Genomic DNA, 12,891 nt, shown 5'->3' on the forward strand with positions numbered 1-12,891 from the left:
CTACTCCTTTCCCTTGGTCTGTTTAAGAACTTGCAACTTATTTTTTGCCCAATCAACAATGTAGGCTGTCCCGACAAAAAAGATTATACAAGCGATGACCACTTGGGCCATTTCATCAGGAACCCCTGCACTATTCGGCATAAAACGCGATCCCACATTTAAAACACCAAAGAGTAAAGCTGAAAGGAAAATGCCTAGTGGATGATTCATTCCTAACAGAGCAACGGCAATACCGTTAAAGCCTTCGCTAGGTAGTGTTCCTTGAATTGTTATTCCTTGAAAGGTTCCTAAGCCAGTAATCACGCCACCAACACCTGCACATAAGCCAGACAAGGTCATGGTTAAGATAATATTTTCTTTAATCGACATTCCAGCGTAACGGCTGGCTTCCGGATTCAAACCAATCGAACGGGTTTCAAACCCTTTGATAGTTTTATTTATATATAAATGATATAAAGCCATGAAAATGAAGGCAATAAATATTCCCAAATTTAACCGTGAACCGTTACTTAATTCACTGAGCCATTTTAAAGATAAGCTCGCATTTTCAGTCATTTCTGGAGTTTTTAATTGGCTTCCTAAAGGCCCTCTGATAATCCAGTTGGTAAGATAAAGAGCAATATAATTCAGCATAATGGTAGTAATCACTTCATTACTGCCACGCCAAGCTTTGAAAATACCTACTAGACATCCCCAAAAGCCTCCAGCTAAAGCGCCTACTAGAAAGCATAGTGGGACTAAGACCATTCGCGGTAAATCGGGATTGGCTAAGGCAAACCAAACGGAAGTAATCCAACCTAATAAGTATTGACCTGGAATACCAATATTAAAAAAATTAGCCTTAGCAGCCAGAGCAAATGATAAACCAGTAAAGGTTAAAACGGTCGCTTCACGAAAGGCTTCGCCTAAAAAATAGGGACCAGTGATTACTTTTCCAATCATGGCTTGGTAGGCAAGGATTGGATTGTAACCGAAGAACAGCATAATTAAGGCCCCAACAAAAAATCCTAGGACGATTGATAACAAGGAAATAATTAAGGCATAGGACATTTTTTTACTATTATTCACCCGTATCACCTACTTTTTCTAATTTGCCAATTGATTCTCCAGCCATCAATAATCCTAATTCGGTTTCATTAGTCTCTTGGCTGTCCACAATACCAGTAATTTGTCCTTGGTGAATAACAGCGATACGATCAGACAAAGACATCAACTCATCCAATTCTTGGCTGACTAAGAGAATAGCCTTCCCTTTACGTCTCTCTTCCAATAACCTTTCATGAACCTCTTCAACTGCGCCAATATCTAATCCTCGAGTAGGCTGAGCAGCAATCAAGACTTTGGGGTGGTTCTCCAGTTCACGGGCAATAACAATTTTTTGTTGGTTTCCTCCAGATAACTGACTAGCCTTTGCTGAAATGTTAGGGATAGCAATATGGTACTTATTGACTAAGTCTTTAGCGTTATTTTCAATCACATCAGAGTGCATTAACAAATTTTTACTAAAGGGTTTTTGATAGTAATTACGTAAAATAAAGTTATCAGAAATAGGCATTGCTAAGATTAAGCCGCGTTTATGGCGGTCTTCAGGAATATGTCCCATCCCCTTTTCAGCGATCTGGCGAGTATTATCATGGGTAATTTCTTTTTCATCTAAATAAATATGTCCCAAAGTCGCTTCACTTAACCCGGTTAAAACATCGATCAATTCGCTTTGACCATTACCATCAATACCAGCGATTCCCAGTATTTCCCCCGCATACAAGTTTAAATTAATCCCTCTTAGGATTGGTTGGTGATGCTTTTCCAGAACAAGATCCTTTATCCTTAAAACTTCATCACCTAGTTGGGGTGCTTCTTTATTTACGTGAATTTTCACCTTACGACCTACCATCATATCAGCGAGTTCTTGTTCACTGACCTCGTCCACATCAACGGTGGCAATTTTTTTACCACGACGAATAATGGTACAACGGTCTGCTGCAGCCTTGATTTCACTTAACTTATGAGAAATAAGAATAATTGCTTTTCCTTTAGCCGCTAAATGCCGTAAAGTTTTTATCAATTCAGTGATTTCTTGCGGGGTTAAGACACCAGTTGGTTCATCTAATATCAGAATATCAACATCCCGATAGAGTAATTTTAATATTTCAACTCTTTGTTGCATGCCTACAGAGATGTCTTTAATTTTCGCTTTTGGGTCAACTTTTAAATCAAACTTCTCACTGAGCTCACTGACAACTTTTTCACTATCATCTTTCTTTAAAAAGCCATGCTGGGTGATTTCAGCACCCAGCATAATATTTTCAGTCACAGTAAAATCATCAATAAGCATGAAGTGTTGGTGAACCATACCAATACCTTTTTCATAGGCAACAGCTGGTGAGCTAATATCTACCTTTTTCTGGTTGATAAAAATCTCACCACTAGTTGGGGTTAATAAACCTGTCAAAATATTCATCAAGGTTGATTTTCCTGCCCCATTTTCGCCCAATAAAGCATGAATTTCACCTTGCTTAACATTAAAGGAAATATGATCATTTGCAGTAAAATCACCAAATTTTTTACTGATATCTTTAATTTCTAATGCTAAATTCTGTTTTGACACGATATTCATCCTTCTATTTTAAATCAGCAAGTTTTTCAGGTACGGTAATTTTATCGTTCTTGATGCCTTCACGCGCTTCATTAACGGCTGCCTTAGCATCATCATCTAAGTTAGTATCCACTAAATCAACTGCACCTTCTTTAACACCATTATATTGACTTTGTCCACCAGGGAAATCTCCTGACATGGATTGATCAGTAACTTTTGCGATTGTCGTGCCGATTAGTTTTAAGGTAGAAGCAAGGGTAAAGTTACCTTGAGACCATTCTCCTTCACTGGATTGGTCACGGTCACAACCAATAATCCAAAGGCCCTTTTCCCCATTTTCCAAGCGGTTGCGGGTTTCAGTAAAGGCACCATTCCCAGTTTGCCCTGCGGCTGTAAAGATAATATCAATCCCGTTTTGATACATTGAAGATGAAATTTGTTGACCACGGGCAGCATCACCAAAAGAATCCGCATATTGAACATCTACCTCAACTTCAGGCTTAGTATCCTTTACCCCTTGTTTAAAACCAGCTTCAAAACGTTCAATACCTGGAATTTTCATACCGCCAATAAATCCAACTTTATCTTTCTTAGTCGATTTTGCAGCAGCTACACCAGCTAAATAAGCCGATTCGTTATCTTTAAAGGATAGGGAAACCACATTAGGCAGATCAACTTGTCCATCGACTAAACCGTAATGTTGGTCAGGATTGTTTTCTGCAATTTTTTGAATAGGCTCAACCATAAAAGATCCAATACCAAATACGATATTGTAATTATCAGCTGTTGCAGTCGATAAGTTAGGAATGAAATCTGCTTCTGAATGTGATTGATAAAATGAACGCGCATTTTCAGAAAAGCCGTGGTCCTTGGCCCATTTTTCCATTCCTTCCCAAGCTGACTGGTTGAAGGAACGGTCATCTATCCCATTCCCATCAGTAACCATGGCAATACGGTATTCATCACTAGTTGATTGGCCGCTAGTAGAAGCTCCGCTAGTACCGGCATTTTGACCTTGACAACCAGCAAGCGCTAACCCTGCTAAAGCACTAATAACTAAAGTTTTAAGATTCTTTCCGAACATTTTGCACCTCTCTAATATAAAAAGTTCGTTTTAACTACAAGACAAGTATAACTCAGATTATAGCATAAAACAATATTTTTACGGACGAATTTATAAAAACGTTTAATATAGTTCGCTTTTTACATAATATAAATATTAATACGCTCTTTTATATTATTTAATGGTAAATTGCAATATCAAGTGCATATTTATTTTAAAAAATCCCAGTGTCATGCCAAATAACTAAAAAGCTGATAAAGTCAATAATTCTTGGCCCGTTTTTCTCTAGCTTAAAGTGCTTGATTATCATTTAGAGATTCAGGGTGGGGCTGTCAAGGTGGAGAGCGAAGCGGACCTTGACTGGCCCACACTGAATCTCTATGCTTTGTTAAGCACTTTAGCCTGCTTCTTTAAGCGTTTCCTGAAGTTTCGCAACTTCTAGGTTATAACAGTCGTTAGGGGTTTGATAATCTAAGACCTTTCTAAAGCGATTATTTATTGTATTCGTATAGTGTGCGAGTTCCTGGTATGTCAGCTTTTTAAAGCTTGTCCCTTTGGGCAAGAATTCTCTTAACATGCGATTATGTCTCTCATTACTGCCTTTTTCCCAAGCTGAATAGGCATGGGCGAAAAAGACTTCCAAATCCTTCAGAGCATACTCAAGCTGAGATAGTTTAGAAAATTCACTGCCGTTATCGGTCGTTAAGGTTTTAAAACACGCTTGACCCTCTTTAAGAATCACCTTTTTAACCGATTTTACAATGGAATCTGCATCCCACTTCCAAGTCTTCTTGGTGAGGAATTTTCGCGTTTTCCGTTCAACTAGAGTAATAAGACATGGCTCTCCTTTAGTCTTCTTTCCTATCACGAGGTCAAGCTCCCAGTGACCAAATTCTTCTCTTGAAAGGACGTCTGGGCATCGCTGATCAATGCTTTTTCCAAATACCTTTTTATTCGTCCCACGCGGTTCACTAGGTTGTTTTCTTGGACGAATCCTTGTTTTCATAGGAAGATCAATATTCCTCACATTTAATAAACCAAGATTGATATATTTATACATGGTTTTGGTGCAAGGAACTCTTTCTAAAGGGTGTTTTCTGCGGTAATCATGAATAAACGTATCAACACTGAAAATACGGTCTTCTTTAGGTGTCAGTAAGGCTTCCTCAAAGGCTTTAATGAAGTTAGATTTTCCATACAAAGCGCCTCTGGCTTTAGAATTTGACCGATTATCTTTATAAACACGCGAGCCAGTTTCTGCAAGATAGACATCAACGTAGGTATGATCATAGTTCATTTGACGTGTTTTTCCACGTTTTAGTTCACGAGATATGGTGCATTGATTGACGCCAACGGCGTCAGCAATCTCTTTCTGTTTATGTCCTTCTTGGTGCATTGCTTGGATAATTCCGCGTTTTTCTGCAGAAAGGTGTGTATATGATCTAGGTTTCGTGTTAGAATGTTTCATAGCCAGTGAGTGCTCCTTTACTTGGGTTTAGACGCTTTTAAGTATAGAGCATCACTGGTTTTTTGTCGTCCTTTTCTCTATGCACTTCATTTTACAATTTACCTATATTATTTAATTGTAAATTTCATTTTTATTATCTTGTAATTAAAAAAAATAGGCCTATAATTGACTTTAATGCGCAATTAAACCTATTTATTACTAACTATAAGGAGTTATTCAATGTACGATTTTATGAAGAAAGTTCCCGGTGGACTCTTACTGGTCCCTATGCTTATATCAGCATTATTTTGCACCTTTGCCCCCGGTGTTTTTGAAATCGGTGGGGCTACGCAAGCTATCTTTACTGCCGATGGTTTGAATTACATTATCGGATTTGCTTGCCTTTGTTCGGGAGCTTCTATAGATCTCTCCCATTTAAGTGTGGTCTTAAGAAAAGAAGGCGTCCTTATCCTAGTGAAGGTCATTATTAATATTGTTTTAGGCCTTTTGTTTATTCAATTCTTTGACATGGATGGGATTTGGGGAATATCAGCCATTGCTTATATCGCTGCGATCGCCTCCACCAATCCCTCTTTATTCTTAGCCTTGGAAAGTGACTATGGAACTAAGGATGACATCAGTGCCTTTGGTTTAGTTGGCTTGTTATGCACCCCAGCTTACCCTATGTTAGTTTTTAGTATTTCTCAAACCACTGCCATTAATTGGACACCAATTATCTCAACCATTATCCCTGTCATCGTTGGAGCAATACTAGGCAATTTAGACCCTAAGATGCGGGATTATCTAGCACCTGGAGCAGCAATTACCCTCCCCTTCATGGGCTTTGCTTTTGGGGCTAACATTAATTTAATCGACGCCATCAAAGCGGGACCACAAGGCGTGCTCTTAACCATTCTCTTTTATATCCCTATGGTTCTTATCATGGTCTTAGTTGAACGTTACCTCTTAAAAGAAGATGGGGTTACCTCCTTAGCAATGTCTTCAATTGCTGGGATGTCTGTTTCAGTTCCTGCTATTATTGGTGCAGTGATTCCTAGCTATCAAGAATTTGTCGCTCCGGCTACTGCTCAAATTGCTTTTGGGGTAGTTATCAGCTCGATTATTACTCCAGTTATTGCCCGCAAACTTTATCGTCCTAAAGAAACAGATCAAACAACCTTAATCTAAAGTCTCCTAAGAAAAATATCACTACTAGAATTAACTAAAAAACTCAGTCTCCTGTCTAATCCTTTCTGCCTTGACTGGCAGAGAGTTTGATAAGGAGACTGAGTTTTTCTTATGCTTTATTAAGATTGCTTTTCGCTTTCAGCTAGGCAGTTTGGGCAGAGCCCAAAAAGTTGAAAACTATGACCGTTAATTTCATAGCCGGGAAGCTGTTGGCTATAATAGGATAAATCACCTAAACGAACAGGAACGGTTTTCCCGCATTGGTTACATACGAAGTGATGGTGGTGGCCTAAGATGGGATCACAATGTTGACGGAATACCATCTCCCCATCAATTTCATTTTCTTCTAATAAATCATAATCAGTAAATAAGCGCAAATTCCGGTAAATCGTATCAAAACTTATATTAGGATGGTCTTTTTTCATGGCTTGTTGGACATCCTTGGCTGATTTAAAATGATTAATATCTTGGTCAAAAACCGCTAACATATCCGCCCGTCTTTGCGTATACTTATAACCTAAATCATTTAATTGATTCATAGCATTTTTTACAAATTCAGACATAGAGACCCCTCCCAATTTAATTTATTATAGCATGCATTTGCTTTATGGCCATGTTATAATTTGTTTTAAAACATAATGGATGAAATAGGATGTGTAATAATGACTGAAGAAAAACAAATTAAAGATTTTTATTTACTATCTGATGCAGTCGGCCAATTAACAACAGATCTCCTAGATAGTGTAATGGTACAGTTTCCTGATGTTGAAATCAATATAAAGAGTTTTCCATTCATTCTTCATGAGGACTCGCTAATCCCTGTTCTGGAAGCGGCTAGAGACAATCAAGCCCATGTCGTAGTGAGCTTTGTTAAGGAAGACCTTCACCAAACCGCTGCCCGCTTTTGTCAAGATCATGGACTTTTTTATTATAACGTCCTTCATCCCATTATTGAACTGATTGGTGAAGAATCTGGCACTCCTTCTACCCAAAAGCCCGGACAGCGGCACAAATTAAACGACCAATACTATAAACGTATTCAAGCCCTTGAATTTGCTGTTCAAAATGATGATGGGCGTTACCCTAACCGCTTTGAGGAAGCGGATATCGTTCTATTAGGCATTTCGCGTACCAGTAAGACTCCCCTCAGTATCTATCTGGCCTTCCAAGGTTATAAAGTGGCTAATTTACCTTTAGTCCCAGAAGCACAATTACCTGAAGAGATTTTTAAAATTGAATCCAATAAAATCATCGGCCTCACCAATGATATTAATGTACTAAATAAATTTCGTCGTGAACGTATGCGTAGCTATGGGGTGGATGAATCAGGGCTTTATAGTGCCGATGACCGCATTGAAAAAGAATTAGCCTATGCCAATGAAGTTTATGAGCGTCTGCAATGTCCCATTATCAATGTCGCTGACCGTAGCATTGAAGAAACGGCTACCCTCATTCTTATGTTCATGAACTTCAAACCCCAACAAAAGTAAAGTGACAAAGTTTCTAGGCAAATATACTTTGATAAAGATTGAAAAGAGGTTGCGACTGATAAATCGCAACCTCTTTTATATTACCGCAAAAGGAGTTAAATTGTGACACACTCTCTAATCACTCCGATTGGCATACTTCCTATAACTTAACTTTTGGATGGACTAGGATAATTAATTAAGTCCATTTGGCTGAGAGAAAGCACCCGTGTGTCGGTAAAAAAGTCGATAAAGTTTTCGCGTTTAGGTGTGAAAACAATAACTAGGGCTAAAATTGGAAACTGGCGCAGGATGATTTTCCCTAAACCTTCACGTATCAGGCAGGTTCCTAATGATAAGCGACTTTCATCAGCCTTAACAACTCTTAAGCGACAGAAAAATTTGCCCAAACTTTGTCCATTAAGGAGATAAGTCGACAAGGTAAAGTATAAAACCCAGATAAAATTAACCGCTAGAAAATTCACTAAATCGCCTTGTTCAAGTAAGTCTCTACTTAAAAATAGACTGGCGAGTGCTAAAAGGATACTTACTAAGGCTTTAATAAAAAGATAATCTAAGCAATAGGCCAATAAACGTTGCCAAAAACCTCCATAAACCTGACGGGGCAATTGGTCAACTATTTCAGAATAACTAGGAAAACAAGTAGTCTTATAGCCCTCTCCTGGAGCTGATTTATTTTCTAAGCTACCTTGGTAAAGTTCATCATTTAAAGCAGAAATATCAATATTTTGATTATCATCTGTTTTTTTCTTTTTACCAAACATATTATTCACCTCCGTAGAGATAATATGGGCGTGGAGCTTGGTCTGTTAATTCCTTAACCGCTTCAATTTCATTAGCTGGTGTATCTGCTTTCCATAACTTACTCAAAGGAATAGCTTGGCTAAAGCGACGAATTAAACTGCTAAATTGTTGTTTGTCTTCATCAGTACTTACTAAGTAAACCCGGCCACCTTCTAAATCGTGGTCAGCCTTTAGGGCGTTCAGTGCATCTTGACGGTAACCAATTGCATCAATCAAATGTTTATCTAAGGCTTGTTGTCCTGAATAAATACGCCCATCAGCTAATTTACGGACTTCATCTTCATTCATTCCGCGACCTTCTGCCACAATTTTCACAAAACGATCATAGGATTCTTTTAAAATACTATTGATAATTTCTCGATCTTCATCGCTAGGATCTCTATACATCGATAGCAGGTCCTTATGATCACCCGATTTAAAGACTTCTGGTTTAATGCCATGTTCCTCTAATAACTTACTGATATTAAAAGTGGAAAGAATGACACCAATTGACCCAGTAGTCGTTTCAGTATCAGCAAAGATCTTGTCAGCAGCCATTGAAATCATATAGCCCCCGCTAGCTGCCATGGACTTCATGCTGACGTAAATAGGAATTTGGCGACTTTCCTTCAAGTCCTTTAAAGCTCGGTAGAGCTCAACACTCTCGTAAACAGCTCCACCTGGGGAATCAACTTCTAGAAGCAAAGCTTTAACTTTATTATCCTCTTTTATTTTTTTAATGGCAGACAAGGTCCCTTGGTGATCATAGCTTTGATTAGCTGAAAATAAGGAGTTCTGCTCTCCCGTATCAGCGATCGTTCCATTGACCTGGAGGACAGCAATTTGAGAATTGCTGTCGCCCTCTTCGATGGTTTTATCACTAGCAAAGAACTTATTTGAGATCGCATCATCCAAATCGGCTTCTTTTTCACGCACAGCTGCACTTTGAACACCAAAGAATAGGATTAGTGCAGCCACAATGACAACGATCCAGCTTTTTTTATTCATTTTCCTCACCTTTTCTCTCTGACTAAAAGTTACATTTATTTCTTACTTAATCAGGATTTTGAAGTCAAGCAGGGATTAGTCAAGGTCAATTTTAGTTACTTCTAAATTAAGTTCATCTAATTGCTTGTCGGAAACAGGGCTTGGAGCATCGGTGAGCACATCCACCGCACGACCATTCTTAGGAAAGGCCATCACTTCACGAATATTGTCTTCTCCAGCTAAGAGCATCACTAAGCGGTCTAATCCAATCGCTAAACCACCATGAGGAGGGAAACCGTAATCCAAAGCATCTAATAAGAAACCAAATTGTTGGTAGGCCTTTTTTTCAGAGAATCCTAAAGCTTTTAGCATGGATAATTGAACCTCTTTTTGGTGAATACGGATAGACCCCCCACCAATTTCATAACCATTCAGGACAATATCATAAGCTTGGGAGTAGACGGATTCAGGTTCACTTTCTAAACGATCAAGGTCTTCTTCGTTCGGCATAGTGAAGGGGTGGTGCATGGCTGTATAGCGCTTTTCATCAGCATTGTATTCTAACAAAGGCCAGTCAACTACCCATAAGAAGTTAAATTGATTTTTGTCCATCAAGTCTAATTCACGACCAAATTTTAACCGGACTTCCCCTAATGAAGCGTTAACTACCGAAGCTTGGTCAGCAGAGAAGACTAAAATGTCACCTGCTTCAGCCTTCATCCGTTCCATTAATGGTTGTGGGTTTTCTTTAAAGAATTTACCAATTGGTCCAGTTAGCCCATCTTCTGTCACTTTAATCCAAGCGATCCCTTTAGAGCCAAATGGTTTAGTGTAAGGAGTCAAGCTATCAAGATCTTTTCTTGAGTATTGATCAGCAGCTCCTTTAATGTTAATCCCTTTAACAATTTCCCCATTTTCAATGGCCATATTGAAGACCTTAAAATCATATTGGTCAACGATATCTGATAAATCAACCAATTCTAAGCCAAAGCGGGTATCAGGTTTATCAGAACCATAGCGGCTCATGGCTTCATCATAAGAAATCACTGGGAAAGCTTCTGTCATGTCGAGTCCTTTAACTTTTTTCATGACTGCTTTTAACATGTTTTCGACGATATCACGAATTTCTTCTTGACTGAGGAAGCTGGTTTCCAAGTCAACTTGGGTAAATTCAGGTTGACGGTCCCCACGCAGGTCCTCATCTCTAAAGCAACGCACAATTTGATAATAGCGGTCAAAGCCACTGGCCATTAAAAGTTGTTTTAATAATTGTGGTGATTGAGGTAAGGCATAGAATTCACCTGGATGAACCCGGGAAGGAACTAAATAGTCACGCGCCCCTTCTGGAGTTGATTTTGATAAGTAAGGAGTTTCAATATCTAAAAAGCCATCTTGGTCTAAGAATGAACGAATGGCGTGGGTCACTTGAGACCGCAAGCGGATATTATCTTGCATTCTTTGACGGCGTAGGTCGATATAACGAAATTTCATCCGTTTATCTTCATTAATATCGATAGTATCTTCTACAGGGAATGGTGGTGTTTTAGCGCGATTGAGAATAATCAAATCACTGGCCATCACTTCGATATCCCCATTTTTAATTTTAGGGTTAATTTCCCCTTCTGCACGAGCGACAACTTGTCCTTGAACTTCAATAACGTATTCAGAACGTAGTTTTTCTGCCCGGTTAAAATGGTCACCTAGGTTAGCTTCATTAAATACCACTTGAACAAAGCCTTCGCGGTCACGCATATCAACAAAGATAACCCCACCTAAGTCACGGCGACGTTGTACCCAACCTTTTAAGGTCACTTCTTGGCCGATCATTTCATTAGAAACGAGGCCACAATAACTTGTTCTTTTCATTAATCATTTCCTTCTTTCATTGCTTCTTTTACTTGGTCAAAGTGTTCAATCACATCATCAATAGCAAAATGGCGCTCTTGGCCAGAAGTCATATTCTTCACATTAATATTTTTATCTACTAGCTCACTTTCACCTAAAGTTAAGGTATAGGCGGCACCGTGGCGGTCTGCATCACGGAATTGCTTCTTAGGCTTCCGTTGGTTGAGGTCAAATTCAACATTTAATCCTTGCCGTCTTAAGGCCTGAACAATTTGTAAAGCTTCACTCAACACACTTTGCCCAATGGTTACCAAATAGATATCGAGAGGATTTTCAACCGCTAAATCTGATTTTTGTGCTTCAAGTAATAAAATCAAACGTTCCATCCCAATCGCAAAACCAAAGCCCGGCACATCTTCGCGACCTTCGGAAAGTTCTTTCACTAGTCCAGAATATGAACCTCCACCACAAATGGTGGTTTCCGCACCAAAGACTTCATTATTAGTCATAATTTCAAAAATAGTATCTTGGTAGTAGTCGAGACCGCGAACCATATTAGAGTCAATTTGATAAGGAATATTTAGGGCTGCTAATAAGCTTTGAACTTGTTCAAAACGCTCTTTAGAGGCTTCTGATAAATAATCAAGAATGTTGGGCGCATCTTTAACAATTTCCTTATCCTTGGGGTCCTTACTATCAAGTACACGCAAAGGATTTTGATAAAGACGAGTCCTAGAATCTTCGCTCAGTTCCTCTTCAAAAGGTTTTAAATAATTAATTAAGGCTTCACGGTAGTTCAAGCGGGCTTCATTATCGCCTAAGGAATTAATGACTAATTTCAAGTCTTTAACCCCGAGAGTTTCAAGGATTTCCCAAGCTAAAGCAATTGTTTCCACATCACTGAGGGCAGTTTTTCCATCAAAAACCTCAACCCCTAGCTGATGAAATTGACGTTGTCGGCCACCTTGGGGACGTTCATAACGAAACATGGGACTAATGTAATAGACCTTATAGGGCTTTATGTGTTCTGGTCCATATAGTTTATTTTCAATAAAAGCCCGCACAATCGGTGCCGTTCCTTCAGGCTTCAAAGCAATATGACGGTCACCCTTATCATAGAAATCATACATTTCTTTAGTGACAACGTCAGTTGTTTCTCCTACACCACGAGCAAAAAGATCATAAGATTCAAACATGGGCGTGCGAATTTCATTAAAGCGATATTTGGCCATAATATCTCGGGCCGTTTTTTCAATCGCCTGCCAAATTTCAACTTGACCCGGTAAAATATCCACAGTACCTTTAGGTTTTTGAATCATTTCCTGCCTCCTTTTAATAATTAGTGGTAATAAAAAACGCCCCTATTTCTGTTAAGAAATAAGGACGATGACAATCGTGGTACCACCTTAGTTTAGTAGTCTTACTACCCTTGTCGACTAACGCGCGATAACGGAATAGCTTTGCACTATCCACCTCAGGGGTTGTCTAAAAGTGT

11 protein-coding genes are annotated in these 12,891 nt (G+C 38.9%); 2 read left to right on the forward strand and 9 right to left on the reverse strand.

Annotated elements, in window-relative coordinates:
• From CJ190_RS04840 to CJ190_RS04855, 4 genes are all read right to left on the reverse strand, one after another.
• Window positions 1-1,068, reverse strand: coding sequence for an ABC transporter permease (locus CJ190_RS04840; protein WP_224783419.1), 1,068 nt, complete (start codon window positions 1,066-1,068; stop codon window positions 1-3).
• The gene (locus CJ190_RS04845) at window positions 1,061-2,608 is read right to left on the reverse strand and encodes an ABC transporter ATP-binding protein (RefSeq protein ID WP_064292492.1); all 1,548 of its coding nucleotides are present in this window, start codon (window positions 2,606-2,608) and stop codon (window positions 1,061-1,063) included. The genes CJ190_RS04840 and CJ190_RS04845 overlap by 8 nt, the downstream gene beginning before the upstream one ends.
• Before the next feature lie 13 nt (window positions 2,609-2,621).
• Window positions 2,622-3,680 carry a BMP family lipoprotein gene (locus CJ190_RS04850; protein WP_064292493.1) on the reverse strand — a complete coding sequence of 353 codons (1,059 nt, stop codon included), beginning with the start codon at window positions 3,678-3,680 and terminating at the stop codon, window positions 2,622-2,624.
• A gap of 376 nt (window positions 3,681-4,056) precedes the next feature.
• The gene (locus tag CJ190_RS04855) at window positions 4,057-5,127 is read right to left on the reverse strand and encodes an IS30 family transposase (protein ID WP_101562109.1); all 1,071 of its coding nucleotides are present in this window, start codon (window positions 5,125-5,127) and stop codon (window positions 4,057-4,059) included.
• A gap of 219 nt (window positions 5,128-5,346) precedes the next feature.
• Here CJ190_RS04855 and CJ190_RS04860 point away from each other — a divergent pair, with 219 nt between their 5' ends.
• Entirely contained in the window at window positions 5,347-6,294 is a 948-nt protein-coding gene (locus tag CJ190_RS04860) for a 2-keto-3-deoxygluconate permease (protein ID WP_064292494.1), read from the forward strand.
• A 119-nt stretch (window positions 6,295-6,413) separates the two neighbouring features.
• On the opposite strand, the gene CJ190_RS04865 is transcribed toward CJ190_RS04860, so the two are convergent.
• Window positions 6,414-6,857, reverse strand: a complete 444-nt coding sequence (locus CJ190_RS04865; protein WP_064292495.1) for a Fur family transcriptional regulator — start codon at window positions 6,855-6,857, stop codon at window positions 6,414-6,416.
• Window positions 6,858-6,956: 99 nt separating this feature from the next.
• Here CJ190_RS04865 and CJ190_RS04870 point away from each other — a divergent pair, with 99 nt between their 5' ends.
• Window positions 6,957-7,784, forward strand: a complete 828-nt coding sequence (locus CJ190_RS04870; protein WP_064292496.1) for a pyruvate, water dikinase regulatory protein — start codon at window positions 6,957-6,959, stop codon at window positions 7,782-7,784.
• A 146-nt stretch (window positions 7,785-7,930) separates the two neighbouring features.
• On the opposite strand, the gene CJ190_RS04875 is transcribed toward CJ190_RS04870, so the two are convergent.
• The 4 genes from CJ190_RS04875 to hisS form a co-directional block, all read right to left on the reverse strand.
• The gene (locus tag CJ190_RS04875; RefSeq protein ID WP_064292497.1) at window positions 7,931-8,545 is read right to left on the reverse strand and encodes an RDD family protein; all 615 of its coding nucleotides are present in this window, start codon (window positions 8,543-8,545) and stop codon (window positions 7,931-7,933) included.
• A 1-nt stretch (window position 8,546) separates the two neighbouring features.
• Window positions 8,547-9,572, reverse strand: coding sequence for a signal peptide peptidase SppA (sppA, locus tag CJ190_RS04880; RefSeq protein ID WP_064292498.1), 1,026 nt, complete (start codon window positions 9,570-9,572; stop codon window positions 8,547-8,549).
• Between the two features lie 75 nt (window positions 9,573-9,647).
• On the reverse strand, window positions 9,648-11,417 hold the full coding sequence (gene aspS / locus CJ190_RS04885; RefSeq protein WP_070597910.1) for an aspartate--tRNA ligase: 1,770 nt from the start codon (window positions 11,415-11,417) through the stop codon (window positions 9,648-9,650).
• Entirely contained in the window at window positions 11,417-12,715 is a 1,299-nt protein-coding gene (gene hisS / locus CJ190_RS04890; protein ID WP_064292500.1) for a histidine--tRNA ligase, read from the reverse strand. Before hisS ends, aspS begins: the two co-directional genes overlap by 1 nt.
• Window positions 12,716-12,891: the final 176 nt, after the last annotated feature.

The sequence above is a fragment of the Aerococcus loyolae genome, from assembly GCF_002871915.2.
In the GTDB taxonomy this organism is placed as follows: Bacteria; Bacillota; Bacilli; order Lactobacillales; family Aerococcaceae; genus Aerococcus; species Aerococcus loyolae.